This window comes from Pseudomonas sp. GXM4 (assembly GCF_008923895.1).
Taxonomy (GTDB): Bacteria; Pseudomonadota; Gammaproteobacteria; order Pseudomonadales; family Pseudomonadaceae; genus Aquipseudomonas; species Aquipseudomonas atacamensis.
On sequence record NZ_WBRZ01000033.1, the window covers coordinates 15,521 to 30,993 of the forward strand.

Below are 15,473 nucleotides of genomic sequence, written 5' to 3' on the forward strand. Positions count from 1 at the left end.
ACCATGACTGCTCGCAAGCAACAGCTCCTGAAAGCCCATCGACGCAGCAAGCGCTTGTTCCTGATTGCGTTCTTGATCGTGCTGTTGGCGGCCGGCTTCTTGCTGGGCTGGTGGCTGGTGCCGGTGCTGCTGGTCTTGGCGTGGGTGGCGCATGAGGCGTGGTTTGCCGACCATCTGTTCTATCGCGCAAGCGACGACTATCAGTACAACTTTCCCAGCGGTACGCCGCGTCAAGCCGTGGAGCTGGATGCTGGAATCGTGCGTCTGAGCGAGCCGCTGGCGCCAGGTGAAACGCTGCTGCTGGAGCTCAAGATAACGGCCAAGTGGCTGGGCCGCTGGCGGGATCCTTATGTCGAACTGGGTGGTGATCGCCAGGATTTTGAGCGGGGCGTAAACGGCCGGCGCTTTCTCAATCTGTCCGGGCAGGCGGCGGCGCTTGGCGACAATACCCTGGCAGTGCGTGGTCGGCATTGCACGCTGAGTTCCAGCGGCACACTGTGGATCATGCGCAATCCCGATTACGCGCAGCAACGGGTCATGGTCATCGCGCCCCACGCCGATGATGCCGAGCTGGCGGCTTTCGGGCTTTACAGTCGCTGCAAAGAAGCGAGCATCGTCACCCTGACCCAGGGCGAAATCGAGGCCGAAGACTTCCAGCGCCTCGGCCTGGACAAGGCTCAGGCTGCTCGCTTGAAGGGCAGACTGCGCAGTTGGGACAGCCTGAGCATTCCATTGTGGGGCGGGGTGCCGGCCAGTCATTGTGTACAGCTGGGCTACTACTGTCTGCAATTGCCGGCGATGGCCGAGGCGCCGGGCAAACCATTCGGCTCGCGGGAATCCGGCGAAAACGATGTGCGCAGTGTTCGGCAGCACAATCCGATCAAACTCCCCGGCGATGTCGATGGTGCGCCGACCTGGATCAATCTCGTCGGTGATATACGGCAATTGCTCGAGCATTTTCAGCCAGAAGTCGTTGTCACTCCGCATCCCGAACTGGATCCGCACAGCGATCACGTCGCTTCAACCCGTGCCTTGCTGGAAGCTATCGCCGCCAGTACCTGGAAGCCCTCGTCCTTGCTGATGTATGCCAACCACCTGCATGACAACGATCGTTGGCCAATGGGCCCGGCCAGTGGCGGTGTCGCACTGCCGCCGGCGATCGAGCCGTTACCGTCCGATCGTTTGTGGAGTCCGGTGCTGTCAGCGGATGTGCAGCTGGACAAGGCCATGGCGCTGGCCATGGAGCATGACCTGCAGGGCCCGCTCGGATTCAAGCGGCAGTCGCGCCGGGTGATCCAGCAAGTGCTGGCCGGACGTCGCTGGCCTGTCACAGGCAGTAACGAGTTTTTCCGCAAGGCTGTTCGCCGCCACGAACTGTTCTGGGTCCGCGACCTTTGAGATTGAGGCGGACGGCGCTTTACCCTGTGTTAATATCGCGCCCCTGTTCATTTTGTATGTGGGTTGCTCCATGAAGTTGTCCATGCCGCGTTTCGATCAAGCCCCTGTCTTGGTAGTCGGCGATGTCATGCTCGACCGTTACTGGCATGGCGGAACCTCACGGATTTCCCCTGAGGCGCCGGTGCCGGTGGTCAAGGTCGAGCAAATCGAAGACCGTCCGGGCGGTGCCGCGAACGTTGCCCTGAACATTGCCGCACTGGGTGCGCCGGCGTCGCTGGTCGGTGTGACCGGTGATGACGAAGCCGCCGACAGCCTGAGCAACAGTCTCAAGGGCGCCGGCGTACGTGCCCTGTTCCAGCGCATTGCGCACCAGCCGACCATCGTCAAGCTGCGGGTCATGAGCCGCCACCAGCAATTGCTGCGTATCGACTTCGAAGAACCGTTCGCCACCGATGCGCTGGCGCTCGGCTCGCAGGTCGATGACCTGCTCGAAGGCATCAAGGTGCTGGTGCTTTCCGACTACGGCAAAGGCGCGCTGAAAAACCATCAGGCGCTGATCCAGGCTGCTCGGGCGAAAAACATCCCGGTACTGGCCGACCCGAAGGGCAAGGATTTCTCGATCTACCGTGGCGCCAGCCTGATCACCCCGAACCTGAGCGAATTCGAAGCCATCGTCGGCGGTTGCGTTGACGAACACGAACTCGTCAGCAAGGGCGCAACGTTGATGCACGATCTGGAGCTGGGAGCACTGCTGGTCACCCGTGGCGAACACGGCATGACCCTGCTGCGCCCGGATCAACCGGCGTTGCATTTGCCAGCGCGTGCCCGGGAAGTGTTCGATGTGACCGGCGCCGGCGACACCGTGATCTCGACGCTGGCCGCTGCGATTGCTGCCGGTGAGGATCTGCCACACGCCGTGGCCCTGGCCAACCTGGCGGCGGGTATTGTGGTCGGCAAGCTCGGTACCGCGGCCATCAGTGCCCCGGAACTGCGCCGCGCCATTCAACGTGAAGAAGGCTCCGAGCGCGGCGTGCTGGGGCTTGAGCAACTGGTGCTGGCCGTTGCCGATGCCCGTGCGCATAACGAACGAATCGTCTTCACCAATGGCTGCTTCGACATCCTGCACGCCGGCCATGTAACTTATCTTGAGCAGGCACGAGCCCAAGGCGATCGACTGATTGTCGCAGTCAACGACGATGCTTCGGTCAGTCGCCTGAAAGGTCCCGGTCGCCCGATCAATAGTGTCGACCGGCGCATGGCGGTTCTGGCGGGCCTCGGTGCCGTGGACTGGGTCATCAGCTTCCCGGAAGGCACGCCAGAAAATCTATTGCGCGAGGTCAAGCCGGATGTGCTGGTCAAGGGTGGCGATTACGGCATCGATCAGGTTGTCGGTGCAGATATCGTCACCGCTTATGGCGGTACCGTGAAAGTGCTAGGACTGGTGGAAAACAGCTCGACGACCGCAATTGTCGAAAAAATCCGCAGTCGCTGATCAGATGAATTTTTACCGTTGTGTACCGCGTGTGAACGGATTTTGCCTTGGGGATTTCACCGTTTCCGTTGATGTTGGCAGGTTTGAATCCGCTGCGCTTGCCTGCCTACGTTACGTGGTCATTTAATTTATGAAAGTCATGCTTCTGGTGATGGACGAGCAGCGGGTCATTCTCGACCGGCTCTATGACATCGTTCAGCAGAACTGCGGTGAGTGTTTCATCTATCGTCTGAGCAAACAGCAGCAGATGAACCTCGGAGCCTTTCTGGCGTCGGTCGAATACCAGACCTTTGATCGCGTGGTGATCTTCTCCCGGGTCAAACGTCTGGCGCCGCAACTGCGGGTGCTCAAGTGCATTCCAGGGCTGGTGTTTCTCGAGCACGACGCCTATCAGAACTACATGCCGGCCAGTAAGTACCGTGGTGTTTATTCGCGCTTGTACAGCCGATTGCCGAGCTGCCGGGCGCTGGTTTCCGGCGCAGTGGTCGCGCGCAAGATGCTCGCCGAAGGCATCGATACCGTGTTCGTCTCCAAAGGCTATGACGAGCAAATGCTGCACAACACCGGCGTCGAGCGCGATATCCCGATCGGCTTCCTCGGCAGCTTGAAGAGTACCGAGTACGCCGAGCGCAAGGCCATGCTTGAAGCCCTTTCACAGCGCACCGGGATGCTCGTGACCCGTACCAAATCGGGTGCGGAATATCTGGAAACTCTCAATCGCATCAAAATCTTCGTCAGCGCCGACATCGGCATGAACGAGTTCATGATCAAGAACTTCGAAGCCATGGCTTGCGGCTGTGTGCTGCTGGCCTGGAGCCAAGGCGAAGAAGACCGGTTGCTCGGTTTCGAAGACATGCACAACACCGTGTTCTACCGCAGCGAAGACGAGGCGGTGGCGAAGATCAAGCTGCTGCAGGACGACCCGGAACTGGCGCAGCGAATTGCCGGCAACGGCCAGGCGTTTGCTGAAAGCCGTTACTCGTTTGCGCGGGTCGGCCAGGCGCTCGCCGAAGCCATACAACGCGAGATGCGCCCATGGCAGCCGCCGTCGGCTTTCACCCGGTTCTGGGTCAAATTGCGTTATGGCATGAAGGTGCCCGCCTGAATGGGGGACGAATACATGGCGCTGGATGCGCTGCCCGGTGGCGACCAGTCGGTTTTGCAAGCCTTGCCTGAAGCCCTGCGCGAATGCCTCAGCCGTGCGGCGCGGGTGATATTGATCGCTAATAATCCCGCGATTACCGCAGCTGATTTCGCAGCGCTGAATATCGGCGTTGATGACGTCGTCGTCAGTTTCAATCATTGCATCAAGGCGGCGCTGCTCAACGAGCAAAGCGTGAATGTCTTCGTGCACGGCTACAACGCGCCTGACGCCTATTTCTTCGGTCTGCCCGGCAATGCGGACGTACAGCGACTGTTCGACCGTGCGGGCGAGCGCTGCTTCACCATGCTGGTGGGTTGCGCAGCACCGATGTGCCCGTTGCCGCGCGTTGCGATGTACTGGGATCGAATTCCGTTGCCGCCGCTGTGGAACTACCCGGTCGACCGCCCGGGCGGCAAGCGCTACGTCGGCCCCTCCACCGGCTTCAATACGCTGGTGCTGTTCGATTGGCTGCGCGGGCATGTCGGTTATACCTATCAGTTGATGACCCTGGGTTTCTCCAACGAGGCGGGCAAGCTCTGGAGCGGTCATGCCTGGGATTACGAGCGGGACTGGTTGCAAAGGTCCAATGTTATTGTCGTGCCGCTGCAACCCCGACGCTGGTGGCAGAAACTGTTCAAGCGCAAATAAGCCACGCCGCAGTCAGGTGCCTGCCGGGCCGAATCATTTCTTCATAGGTGCAATCGAGTGTTGAAAATTGCCGTGGCGTTTTTCGGGATTCCGAGAAATTCGCCGATCTGCTTCCCTTCAATAGAACAGAACGTACTGGCGCAGTTGCCTGCGGGCAGCGAGGTGCAGTGCTTTTATCATCTGTATAAAGTCGATGAAGTGCAGAATTCGCGTTCCGGCGAGAGAGGCGAGCTGGCGGCTGACAACTATCAGCCCTTCGAGTCCATGAGCGGCGCGCTGACCTCGACCGAAGGCGTGCTGGAGCGCTGGGATTTCGAGCGGGTCAAAGCGCTGGGCGATACCTGGGCCGATGACTATGCATCGCTGCGCAACCTGATTTATCAGCTCAACTCATTACACACCGTCACCACCGAGATTGAATCCTTCAATCCGGATTTCGTCGTGTTCGTGCGGCCGGACAATTTCTTCCACACGGCGCTGCCAGGCTACGTGTTCAACCACGCCGAGGCGCGGCGGCACAACGTCTATATTCCTGACTGGCAGTGGTGGGGCGGCCTGAATGACCGTTTTGCTGTATGCGGGCGCGACACCTACGTTGCGTACGGCAAGCGCATTGAACGTATCTTCGATTTCTGCAAGGCGAGCGGCCGCAAGCTGCACTCCGAGCGCTTGCTCAAGTTCGCCCTGCTCGAGGCAGGCGCCAAGGTCTGCACTTTGCCGATCCAGGCCTCCCGCGTGCGCATCACCGGCGCATTTGCCGAAGAGTCGTTCTCCCCCAAGCGTGGCATGGGCAAGCGCGAAAACCGCTACTTCCACTTCTTCGCGACATTGCGCACCTGGTGGGATCGCCGGCGCTAGCGGCTCGCGCGTTTCCTGCCCAGCCCGACCAGGCGCAGTGCCTTGATGCTCAGTTGCTTGAGGCCGGTGCGTGGCGCTTTCGCCGGTGTCAGACCCTGTTGCACCAGCCAGTCCTTCCAGCGAATGCGTTCGTCGTGCACCACCCAACCCTGTTGCGTTGCAAAGCTTTCCGCCAAGTGAATACCGCGGGTGCTGGCCGGTATCAGCTTGTCGCGTTTGAGGGTAAACAGCTCGGCAGTTGGCGCGCCATCCTTGAGCGGCATGAGATACAAATCAGGACGTTTTCGGTCCAGCCGCGCCACCAATTGATCACCCTCCAAGCGTTCATCGACATGGAACAGGCTCAGGGATTTGGCTTCCTTGGGCACTTCCAGGCGCAGGTCATAAATCAATTGCAGCGACGCGGTCGGTAGATGAACGTACGCCCGCGGCCGCTCCAGCAATTGCAGGTTGGCGCAGCGCACCGGCCGTGCCGAACCGGACAGCGGTGTCAGGCGAAACGGCAGCGCTTCGCGGTAATGCAGCGCGGCGGAGTAGGGCGCGGGCAGCCAGGTGTCATTGAAACGCCCGCCGAGCCAGCCTTCCGGGGTTTCCAGCAGGCACTCTTCGGCAATTTCCTGAATCGCCGTGTGCAGCGGAATGTTCAGCTCATGGGCCGGTACGTAGCCGGAAATCAGCTTCAGTACCACGTCGCCGCGATCCTGCCGACGCTGGCGCACCAGCACCCAGTAATCGCGATTCTGCCAATGTAAGGTCAGGCGCACGGACACGCCGAGGTTGGCCAGTTCCAGGGCGAAGCGCTCGCTGTCGGCGACGCTGACCGGTTTGCGCCGTTGCAGGGTCTGGGCGAAGTTCAGCGGCATGCCGACGCTCTGATAGCTCAGGCCTTCGGGCGTGGCTTCGACGAACAGTGGCAGCGTCTTGAAGTTGCTCGGGTTCTTGCGGATGAGCGTGCGCGGCATATCGGCTCCTGGCTTAAGGCCGCGGGGCGGCGTCAGTGACTACGCAGGACCTGGGCAACGGTCGCTACGTTATGGGCGAGGTGCAGCGGATTGATTGTGCCGACAATAGCACTGGCGACGCCGGGATGAGTGAACAGCAACTCGAAGCTGGCGCGCACCGGATCGACTCCCGGACTCAGACAGACATGACCGCTGGCCAAGGCTTTTTTCACCAGAATGGCTTTGCCGTGGGCAGCAGCATAGTCAATGACCGCCTTTTCGTTTTGTTCGTTCAGATTGTAGGTGACCATCGCGCAGTCGCCTTGCTCCAGCGCTTTCAGCCCACCTTCGACGGTTTTCCCGGAAAAACCGAAGCCGCGAATCTTGCCCTCGGCCTTCAGCGCCGCGAGGGTGGCGTAGACCTCTTCGTGCTCAAGGATGGCCATGTCGCTGCCGTCCGAGTGCACGAGGACCAGATCGATGAAATCCGTTTCCAGACGTTGCAGGCTGCGCTCGACCGACATTCGCGTGTGCGTAGCGCTGAAGTCGTGGCGCGACACGCCATCGGCAAACTCTTCGCCGACCTTGCTGACAATCACCCAATCCCGTCGCTGGCCGCGCAGCAGCGGGCCGAGGCGTTCTTCGCTGCGACCATAGGCCGGCGCGGTGTCGATCAGGTTGATGCCCAGATCCCGCGCCTGGCGCAGCAGCATGCGCGCCTCGTCGTCGCCGGGAATCTGAAAGCCGTTGGGGTATTTCACCCCTTGATCGCGGCCGAGTTTGACTGTGCCCAGACCCAGCGGCGACACCGACAGGCCGGTGCTGCCCAGCGGGCGATGCAGTTCGTGCAGAGTGGCGATGGTCATGGCAGCAGTTGCTCCCACGCGGGTATACCGAGCGGTGGTTTCGGCAGCGGCGGCAGCGGATCAGTCGCCTGCGCCTGGATGCCGTCGCGTTGCAACGAAGCGATAACGCGGTCGGCGAAGTCTGGCGCCAGTGCCAGTTTGGTCGGCCAGCCGACGAGCAAGCGACCTTCCTCGGCGAGGAACGCGTTGTCCGGGCGGGTCAGGCCGGTTTGCAGCGGCTCGGCGCGATCGACGCGCAGGGTCGCCCATTGCGTGGTGCTGAGGTCGATCCACGGCAGCAACTGGGCGATTTCCTTTTGCGCGGTGGCGATCTGTTCGGCCGGCTCGCGGGCCACGCCTTCGCTTTCGGCGATGTCGCCGCCCATGTACCAGACCCACTGGCCGTCAGCGGCCGGGTGCGTGGTCACGGTGATGCGCGGCTTGGTGCCGCCGCCCAGGCAGTGCGCGTACAACGGTTTCAAGCCGGGACCCTTCGCGAGGATCATGTGCAGTGGTCGGCGCTGCATGGCCGGACGACTGAGGCCCAACGCTTCGAGCAGTTCGGCAGTGCCAGCGCCAGCACTGAGGACGATGCGCTGGGCGCGGATCTCACGCCCATCGACTTTCAGGCCGACCAGCACGCCGGCTTCCAGCAGCGGCTCGATGACCTTACCGGCGAGCAGACCGTCACCGGCCAGCTCGGCCAGACGCTGGATCAGGCTCGGGACATCCACCACCAGTTCGGCGAGGCGATAGACTTTGCCCTTGAAGCGCTTGTCTTGCAGGGCCGGCGGCAGTTCATCGCCCTTGACCTGATCGACCCGGCCACGCACGGCTTTACTGGCGAAGAAACTGGTGAGATTGCCGGCCAGTGTGCCTGGCGACCACAGATAATGCGCTTCGGACAGCAGGCGTACGCCGGACAGATCCAGCTCGCCCGTGCCGGCCAGCGCCTCGCGCCAGCGGCGCGGCATGTCGGCGATGGCTTCCGAGGCGCCAGTCAGCGCGCCGTGCAGCGCGTACTTGGCGCCGCCATGGATGATGCCCTGGGACTTCACGCTCTGCCCGCCACCGAGGCTGGCGCTTTCCACCAGCACGGTCGAAAAACCCTGACCGCGCAGGCGCGCATTCAGCCAGAGGCCGGCGACACCAGCGCCGACAATCAGAACGTCGGTGGAAATAACGGATGGCATGCAGCGACCTCGGAGCTTGAAGAAGCCGCAAGTTTCAAGCTTCAAGCTGCAAGCTGCAACCCGGACCAGCAAATCAGCAATGCTTGCTGCTGCTTTTTAATGCCCGGCGGTTTTCGAAAACAGCTGAATCACGAGGACCCCCAGCACGATCAACGCCATCCCCAGCATCGCCGGTACGTCGAGCTTCTGCCCGTAAATGAACAGAGCGGCGACGCTGACCATGACAATGCCCATCCCCGCCCAGACCGCGTAGGCAACGCCCACCGGTACGGTGCGCACCACCAGCGTCAGCATCCAGAATGCAATCCCGTAGCCGACAATCACCAGAATCAGCGGCAGCGGCGTGCTCAAGCCCTTGACCGCCTTCATCGAAACGGTGGCGATCACTTCGGCGCAGATGGCGATGGCCAGATAGACGTAAGCGTTCATGGTTGTGATCCTCAAATAAAACGTTGCTTGCTGAGGCGATATTCTAGGGATTGCTCAGATGGGGTAAAGTCATTACCTATCTGTTCTGGAGATAGGTTGAGAGCGCGCATGCAATGGAATCTTGAGCAGCTACGCATATTTGTCGACGTCGCCGAGCAGCGTTCGTTCTCCGCCGTGGCGCGCCGACAACGCAAGGCGCAATCGGCAATCAGCAGTGCTGTTGCGATGCTCGAAGAGGATTTGGGCGTGAGCCTGTTCGAACGCAGCAGCGGTCGGCAGCCGATGCTCACCGAGGCGGGCGCGGCATTGCTGGAAGAGGCCCGCGAAGTGTTGCGCCAGTGCGAGCGCCTCAACGGCAGGGCCATGGCGATGCTGCGCGGTCAGGAGGCGCAGTTGCGAGTGGCTCAGGACGAGGCGATGCCGTATCAGGCGCTGGTGGAAAGTTTCGGTGAACTGGCCGAGCAGTTTCCCAGCCTGGAAGTGCAACTGACCAGCGCCGCCCAAGGCGAAGTTGCGCGCAAACTGGTCGAACGTCGCGCCGACCTCGGCCTGCTGTTCTATCACGATGAAATCCCCGAAGCCCTTGAGCGCCGCGTGCTGGGTCGAGTGGAAATGGTCACGGTCTGCGGTGTCAATCATCCGCTGGCGCAGCAGGCCTACGTGACCTGCCAGCAACTGGCGCAGCACCGGCAATTGCTGATGTCGACGCAGACCAGCGTCTATCCCGGCAATGAGCCGGCCAGCCCGCAGGTGTGGCGCGCCGACAGCTTTTACGTGATGTCCGAATGGCTGGTGCGCGATCTCGGCTGGGCGTGGTTGCCGCGTCACGTTGTGCAGTACTCGGCGTATCAGGGCCAAATGATTGAGCTCGACAGTGAATGGACGCCGCCGGCGCTGGTGGTGGAACTGGTCTGGCGCCGCGACGAACCGCTCGGCCCCGCCGCGCGCTGGCTGGCGGAACGTTTTGCCGTGCACTTGCGGGCGATCGGCGACAAAAGCCGATAAACTCCGCCGCCATGAATAGAACTCTCTACACCGCGCTGTTTTACCTGGGGCTGCCATTGGTGGCGATTCGGCTGTGGCTGCGCGCACGCAAGGCGCCGGCGTATGCCAAACGGATTGGCGAACGTTTCACTTGTCGCATGCCCACCCTGCAGCCCGGTGGCATCTGGGTGCACGCGGTGTCGGTCGGCGAAAGCATTGCCGCCGCGCCGATGATCCGCGCGCTGCTGGACCGCTATCCGACGCTGCCGATCACCGTGACCTGCATGACCCCGACCGGTTCGGAGCGGATTCAGGCACTGTTCGCCAACGAGGCGCGCATTCAACACTGCTATCTGCCGTATGACTTGCCTTGTGCGGCGGCACGTTTTCTGGATCACGTGCAGCCGAAACTGGCGGTGATCATGGAAACCGAGCTGTGGCCCAACCACATTCATCAGTGTGCCAAGCGCGGGATCCCGGTGGCGCTGGCCAATGGACGGTTGTCGCAGCGTTCCGCCAAAGGCTATGGCCGCTTCAGCAAACTCACCGCGCCTATGCTTGCCGAGATGAGCCTGTTGGCGGTGCAGACCGAAGCCGAGGCCCAGCGCTTCCGCGATCTCGGCGCGCGGCCTGAATCTGTCGAGGTCACCGGTTCGATCAAGTTCGACCTGACCATCGATCCGCAATTGCTGCAGCGTGCTACCGAATTGCGTAGCCAATGGCAGGCGCAGGATCGTCCCGTGTGGATCGCCGCGAGCACTCACGAAGGCGAAGATGAAGTGGTGCTCGACGCTCATCGTCGCCTGTTGGCCAATCATCCGGATGCATTATTGATTCTGGTGCCGCGTCATCCGGAGCGTTTCAATTCGGTGTTCGAGCTGTGCCAGCGCGAAGGTTTCGCCACGGTACGTCGCTCGACCGGGGCCAATGTCGATGCGCAGACGCGCGTGCTGCTTGGCGACACCATGGGCGAGTTGCTGTTTCTCTATGCCCTGGCCGACAGCGCATTTGTCGGCGGCAGTCTGGTGCCGAATGGCGGGCACAACCTGCTCGAACCCGCCGCGCTGGCGAAACCGGTACTCAGCGGCCCACACCTGTTCAACTTCCTCGACATCGCTGCGCAACTGCGCGAAGCCGGGGCATTGGCCGAAGTGGATGATGCCGAAGGCCTCGCAGTCGAGGTGCAGCGCTTGTTCGAGCTGCCCCGTGATGCGCAACGCATGGCCGAGGCCGGGCTGGCGGTGATGCGGCGCAATCAGGGCGCATTGCAGCGGCTGCTGGATGGCTTGGCGCGGCTGATCCAATAGTCGCCTGGAATATTACTGTGGTGAGGGGATTCATCCCCGCTGGGTTGCGAAGCAGCCCCAAAACCATTCAGCGCGGTGATTCAGTCAGATCTGGCAAGCCGGATTTACGACTGCTGCGCAGCCGGACGGGGATAAATCCCCTCGCCACAGGGGATTCATTCCAGATTTTTCATGGCCGTGCCTTTGGCTGGATGGTCTGGCGCGGCTGATCCAATAGTCGCTTGGAATATTACTGTGGTGAGGGGATTCATCCCCGCTGGGTTGCGAAGCAGCCCCGAAACCATTCGACGCGGTGATTCAGGCAGATCTGGCCAGCAGGATTTACGACTGCTGCGCAGCCGGACGGGAATAAATCCCCTCACCACAGGGGATTCATTCCAGATTGCTTATGGCCGGGCCTTGAGCTGCGCTTCAGCCGCCGACGCCAGATCCGGCGGCAGGAAATCCTTGTCAGGGTTGTAGTCGGCTTTCAGATAGCGCCGCAGATCTTCCAGGTCACCCGGGTTCAGCGTCCCCGCCGCCTGCTTCAGGCGCAGGTTGTCGAGGATGTAGTCGTAGCGGGTGTTGTTGTAGTTGCGCACCGAGGTGTACAGCTGGCGCTGCGCGTCGAGCACGTCGACGATGTTGCGTGTGCCGACCTGATAACCGATTTCCGTGGCTTCCACCGCGCTCTGGTTGGAGATGATCGACTGGCGGCGCGCCTGCACCTGCTCGACGTCGGTGTTCACCGCGCGGTGCAGATTGCGGGTGTTTTCCACCACTTGCCGGCGCAGCGATTCGCGCTGCTGTTCGCTCTGATCCAGTTGCGCATAGGACTGACGCACTTGCGAACTGGTCAGGCCGCCGCTGTAGATCGGGATGTTCAGTTGCAGGCCCAGCGTGCTCTGCTCGACGTTGCCGCCATAGGGCGCGCCGAACGAGTTGGGGTTGGCGAAGCCGAGGGCGTCGTTGTCGCCTTTCTCGTATTTCGCCACGGCGTCGAGGGTCGGCAAGTGGCCGGCCTTGCGCTGCTTGAGCGTCTGCTCGGCAGAGCTGACCGCGTAGTTGCTGGCGAGCAGATTGAGGTTCTGCCGCGCCGCCGTGTCGACCCAGGATTTCGCATCGTTGGGCGCCGGCGGCAGGATCGGCAGCGTATGAACGATGCCCTGAATCGAGTTGTACTGGCGGTTGGTCAGGGTGATCAACGCCTGGAACGCATCATCGACCTGACGCTGGGCGACGATGCGGTTGGCTCGCGCGGTGTCGTAACTGGCTTGCGATTGCAGCACGTCGGTCTTGTCCGAGAGGCCGACATCGAAGCGCTCGTTGGACTGATCGAGCTGACGTTTGAACGCCGCTTCTTCAGCCTTGGTCGAGGCCAGGTTGTCCTGGCTTCGCAGCACGTTGAAGTAGCTTTCGGCGCTCTGCAGGATCAGGTTCTGCTCGGTCGCCGAGAGCTGCAGCGCGGCCTGCTCGTTAACGTCCTTGGCTGCTTGATACTGGAACCAGCGATCGGCGCGGAACAGCGGCTGCGCGAGCGTCGCCTGATAGGAATGCGCGCTGCGGTTGGCGATGGCCGAGGGTTGGTCGATCGAGGTGCGCACGTCAGCAACTTCGGCGCCACCGGACAGGTTCGGCAGCAGACCGGCGCGGGCCTGGGGCACCACTTCTTTCTGCGCGCCATACTGGGCGCGGGCCGCCGCGAGGTCGGCGTTGTTGTCGACCGCTTCCTGATAGACGCTGACCAGATCGGTTTTGGTCGACAAGGGTGCTTCCGCTGCCCAGGCCATTGTGTTGGACGCACAGGACACGGCAACAGCCAATGAAAGTTTGCGCAGCATGAGGCGATCCCTAGCATGAATATTATGGAAGTAATCCGGGCGCCAAAGGTAAGGCGCAGCCCGCACAGCGTCAAGGCTGAGCAGGCCCAGCGAGTGTAGTTGCGCATTGCTCCGGCAACAATCGGCCAACCTGGGTATTTACGCCATTCATCATGGCGTTCGCTGCGGTGTTGGCGTTCCTTGATGGTTGTGTCTAGACTGGCCGGGTTCTTGTCGGGGTGCCTTGCTATGAGGCTGAGATCGAATAATTTCGGATCCCGTTGAACCTGATCAGGTTAGCGCCTGCGTAGGGAACAAGATTTCTCGTCACCCGGCGAGTCCTCTTGTGCTTCGTCCGGGATATTGTTCGACAATCGAACGCCATGACGAATGCACAGCACCGGTCCTGGTGCGTCCGTGCCTTTCAGGTTCTGCTCCGACAATCCACTGCTGGATGCTGTCTGGAGAGCCTGTGATGACAACAAAAGAAAAAAACGCGATCAACCTGAGTGACTCGGCCAAGGTCGACGAGCAATCGGTCAAGCCGTTCACCCGTTCGCAAAAAGTCTACGTTCAGGGCTCGCGCCCGGACATTCGCGTGCCGATGCGCGAAATCAGCCTCGATGTAACCCCGACCGATTTCGGCGGCGAGATCAATGCGCCGGTCACGGTCTACGACACCTCCGGCCCGTACACCGATCCGAACGTGGTCATCGATGTGCGCAAAGGTCTGGCCGATGTGCGTTCAGCGTGGATCGATGACCGTGGCGATACCGAGCGCCTGCCGGGCCTGAGTTCGAACTTCGGCCAGCAGCGTCTGGCCGATGCCGAACTGACCAAACTGCGCTTCGCCCACGTCAACAACCCGCGCCGCGCCAAGGCCGGGGCCAACGTCAGCCAGATGCACTACGCGCGCAAAGGCATCATCACTGCCGAGATGGAATACGTCGCCATCCGCGAAAACATGAAGCTGCAAGAAGCGCGCGCGGCCGGCCTGCTCAAACAGCAACATGCCGGCCACAGCTTCGGCGCAAGCATTCCGCAAGAAATCACCCCTGAATTCGTCCGCGAAGAAATTGCCCGCGGCCGCGCGATCATTCCCGCCAACATCAACCACGTCGAACTGGAACCGATGATCATCGGCCGTAACTTCCTGGTGAAGATCAACGGCAACATCGGCAACAGCGCCCTGGGTTCTTCGATCGAAGAAGAAGTGGCGAAGCTGACCTGGGGCATTCGTTGGGGCTCGGACACGGTGATGGACCTGTCCACCGGCAAACACATTCACGAAACCCGCGAGTGGATCATCCGCAACTCGCCGGTGCCGATCGGTACCGTGCCGATCTATCAGGCGCTGGAGAAGGTCAACGGCGTCGCTGAAGACCTGACCTGGGAGTTGTTCCGCGACACCCTGATCGAACAGGCCGAGCAGGGCGTCGACTACTTCACCATTCACGCCGGCGTGCTCCTGCGTTACGTGCCGCTGACCGCCAAACGCGTCACCGGCATCGTCTCCCGTGGCGGCTCGATCATGGCCAAGTGGTGCCTGGCGCACCACAAAGAGAACTTCCTCTACACCCACTTCGACGAAATCTGCGAAATCATGAAGGCCTACGACGTCAGCTTCTCGCTGGGCGATGGCCTGCGTCCGGGCTCGATTGCCGACGCCAACGACGAAGCGCAATTCGGCGAACTGGAAACCCTCGGCGAGCTGACCAAGATTGCCTGGAAGCACGACGTGCAATGCATGATCGAAGGCCCGGGCCACGTGCCGATGCAGTTGATCAAAGAGAACATGGACAAGCAGCTCGAATGCTGCGACGAGGCGCCGTTCTACACCCTCGGCCCGCTGACTACCGACATTGCGCCGGGCTACGATCACATCACTTCCGGTATCGGCGCGGCGATGATCGGCTGGTTCGGTTGCGCGATGCTCTGCTACGTGACGCCGAAGGAGCACTTGGGCCTGCCGAACAAGGATGACGTGAAAACCGGGATCATCACTTACAAGATCGCCGCACATGCGGCGGACCTGGCCAAGGGACACCCGGGCGCGCAGATCCGTGACAACGCACTGAGCAAGGCGCGTTTCGAATTCCGCTGGGAAGACCAGTTCAACCTCGGCCTGGACCCGGACACCGCACGTTCCTATCACGACGAAACCCTGCCGAAGGACTCGGCCAAGGTCGCGCATTTCTGCTCGATGTGCGGGCCGAAATTCTGCTCGATGAAGATCACCCAGGAAGTCCGTGAATACGCGGCCAACCAACGCATCGACGCGGTTGACGTGGACGTCGCCAAAGGTCTAGCTGAGCAGGCCGAGCGGTTCAAACAGGAAGGCAGTCAGCTGTACAAGAAAGTTTGACCCCGTACTGATCGTTCGCACGCGCCGCGTGGGAATGCAGCCCGTGACGCTACGCGTCACTGGACGCGGA

At 61.4% G+C, this 15,473-nt stretch carries 13 protein-coding genes and 1 riboswitch; of the genes, 8 read left to right on the forward strand and 5 right to left on the reverse strand.

Going from position 1 to position 15,473, the window contains the following annotated elements:
- Positions 1 to 3: 3 nt before the first annotated feature.
- From F8N49_RS07395 to F8N49_RS07415, 5 genes are all read left to right on the forward strand, one after another.
- Positions 4 to 1,398, forward strand: a complete 1,395-nt coding sequence (locus tag F8N49_RS07395) for a PIG-L deacetylase family protein (RefSeq protein ID WP_151551075.1) — start codon at positions 4 to 6, stop codon at positions 1,396 to 1,398.
- Positions 1,399 to 1,468: 70 nt separating this feature from the next.
- Complete coding sequence (hldE, locus tag F8N49_RS07400; RefSeq protein WP_076565323.1) at positions 1,469 to 2,890, forward strand: bifunctional D-glycero-beta-D-manno-heptose-7-phosphate kinase/D-glycero-beta-D-manno-heptose 1-phosphate adenylyltransferase HldE; 1,422 nt, start codon at positions 1,469 to 1,471, stop codon at positions 2,888 to 2,890.
- Positions 2,891 to 3,020: 130 nt separating this feature from the next.
- Positions 3,021 to 3,995, forward strand: a complete 975-nt coding sequence (locus F8N49_RS07405; protein ID WP_071174211.1) for a glycosyltransferase — start codon at positions 3,021 to 3,023, stop codon at positions 3,993 to 3,995.
- Positions 3,996 to 4,682 carry a hypothetical protein gene (locus F8N49_RS07410; protein WP_122699811.1) on the forward strand — a complete coding sequence of 229 codons (687 nt, stop codon included), beginning with the start codon at positions 3,996 to 3,998 and terminating at the stop codon, positions 4,680 to 4,682.
- Between the two features lie 57 nt (positions 4,683 to 4,739).
- Positions 4,740 to 5,540 (forward strand): hypothetical protein, encoded by an 801-nt coding sequence (locus F8N49_RS07415; RefSeq protein ID WP_122748019.1) that lies wholly within the window; start codon positions 4,740 to 4,742, stop codon positions 5,538 to 5,540.
- On the opposite strand, the gene F8N49_RS07420 is transcribed toward F8N49_RS07415, so the two are convergent.
- The 4 genes from F8N49_RS07420 to F8N49_RS07435 all read right to left on the reverse strand — a co-directional run bounded on the left by F8N49_RS07420 (position 5,537) and on the right by F8N49_RS07435 (position 8,948).
- Complete coding sequence (locus tag F8N49_RS07420) at positions 5,537 to 6,502, reverse strand: metal ABC transporter ATPase (protein ID WP_122699809.1); 966 nt, start codon at positions 6,500 to 6,502, stop codon at positions 5,537 to 5,539. The two genes, F8N49_RS07415 and F8N49_RS07420, sit on opposite strands and share 4 nt — an antisense overlap.
- A 32-nt stretch (positions 6,503 to 6,534) precedes the next feature.
- A complete protein-coding gene (locus F8N49_RS07425; RefSeq protein ID WP_151551076.1) occupies positions 6,535 to 7,347 on the reverse strand; it encodes an aldo/keto reductase in 813 nt (270 codons plus the stop codon).
- On the reverse strand, positions 7,344 to 8,519 hold the full coding sequence (locus F8N49_RS07430; protein WP_151551077.1) for an FAD-binding oxidoreductase: 1,176 nt from the start codon (positions 8,517 to 8,519) through the stop codon (positions 7,344 to 7,346). Before F8N49_RS07430 ends, F8N49_RS07425 begins: the two co-directional genes overlap by 4 nt.
- 96 nt (positions 8,520 to 8,615) lie before the next feature.
- Entirely contained in the window at positions 8,616 to 8,948 is a 333-nt protein-coding gene (locus F8N49_RS07435) for a multidrug efflux SMR transporter (protein ID WP_151551078.1), read from the reverse strand.
- A 108-nt stretch (positions 8,949 to 9,056) separates the two neighbouring features.
- On the opposite strand from F8N49_RS07435, the gene F8N49_RS07440 reads away from it, so the two are divergent.
- The gene (locus tag F8N49_RS07440; protein WP_130899586.1) at positions 9,057 to 9,953 is read left to right on the forward strand and encodes a LysR family transcriptional regulator; all 897 of its coding nucleotides are present in this window, start codon (positions 9,057 to 9,059) and stop codon (positions 9,951 to 9,953) included.
- An 11-nt stretch (positions 9,954 to 9,964) separates the two neighbouring features.
- Complete coding sequence (gene waaA / locus F8N49_RS07445; protein ID WP_151551079.1) at positions 9,965 to 11,239, forward strand: lipid IV(A) 3-deoxy-D-manno-octulosonic acid transferase; 1,275 nt, start codon at positions 9,965 to 9,967, stop codon at positions 11,237 to 11,239.
- A 386-nt stretch (positions 11,240 to 11,625) separates the two neighbouring features.
- Here the strand turns inward: waaA and F8N49_RS07450 are convergent, their stop codons facing one another.
- The gene (locus F8N49_RS07450; protein WP_016771977.1) at positions 11,626 to 13,059 is read right to left on the reverse strand and encodes a TolC family outer membrane protein; all 1,434 of its coding nucleotides are present in this window, start codon (positions 13,057 to 13,059) and stop codon (positions 11,626 to 11,628) included.
- A 204-nt stretch (positions 13,060 to 13,263) separates the two neighbouring features.
- A riboswitch (TPP riboswitch) is annotated at positions 13,264 to 13,369 on the forward strand.
- 144 nt (positions 13,370 to 13,513) lie between these two features.
- Here F8N49_RS07450 and thiC point away from each other — a divergent pair.
- Positions 13,514 to 15,403 carry a phosphomethylpyrimidine synthase ThiC gene (gene thiC, locus F8N49_RS07455; protein ID WP_122610342.1) on the forward strand — a complete coding sequence of 630 codons (1,890 nt, stop codon included), beginning with the start codon at positions 13,514 to 13,516 and terminating at the stop codon, positions 15,401 to 15,403.
- Positions 15,404 to 15,473 lie beyond the last annotated feature (70 nt).

Coding starts and splice junctions, on each gene's coding strand:
- F8N49_RS07395 (WP_151551075.1), top strand. CDS start 4: ATGACTGCTCGCAAGCAACAGCTCCTGAAAGCCCATCGACGCAGCAAG.
- hldE (WP_076565323.1), top strand. CDS start 1,469: ATGAAGTTGTCCATGCCGCGTTTCGATCAAGCCCCTGTCTTGGTAGTC.
- F8N49_RS07405 (WP_071174211.1), top strand. CDS start 3,021: ATGAAAGTCATGCTTCTGGTGATGGACGAGCAGCGGGTCATTCTCGAC.
- F8N49_RS07410 (WP_122699811.1), top strand. CDS start 3,996: ATGGGGGACGAATACATGGCGCTGGATGCGCTGCCCGGTGGCGACCAG.
- F8N49_RS07420 (WP_122699809.1), bottom strand. CDS start 6,502: ATGCCGCGCACGCTCATCCGCAAGAACCCGAGCAACTTCAAGACGCTG.
- F8N49_RS07425 (WP_151551076.1), bottom strand. CDS start 7,347: ATGACCATCGCCACTCTGCACGAACTGCATCGCCCGCTGGGCAGCACC.
- F8N49_RS07430 (WP_151551077.1), bottom strand. CDS start 8,519: ATGCCATCCGTTATTTCCACCGACGTTCTGATTGTCGGCGCTGGTGTC.
- F8N49_RS07435 (WP_151551078.1), bottom strand. CDS start 8,948: ATGAACGCTTACGTCTATCTGGCCATCGCCATCTGCGCCGAAGTGATC.
- F8N49_RS07440 (WP_130899586.1), top strand. CDS start 9,057: ATGCAATGGAATCTTGAGCAGCTACGCATATTTGTCGACGTCGCCGAG.
- waaA (WP_151551079.1), top strand. CDS start 9,965: ATGAATAGAACTCTCTACACCGCGCTGTTTTACCTGGGGCTGCCATTG.
- F8N49_RS07450 (WP_016771977.1), bottom strand. CDS start 13,059: ATGCTGCGCAAACTTTCATTGGCTGTTGCCGTGTCCTGTGCGTCCAAC.
- thiC (WP_122610342.1), top strand. CDS start 13,514: ATGACAACAAAAGAAAAAAACGCGATCAACCTGAGTGACTCGGCCAAG.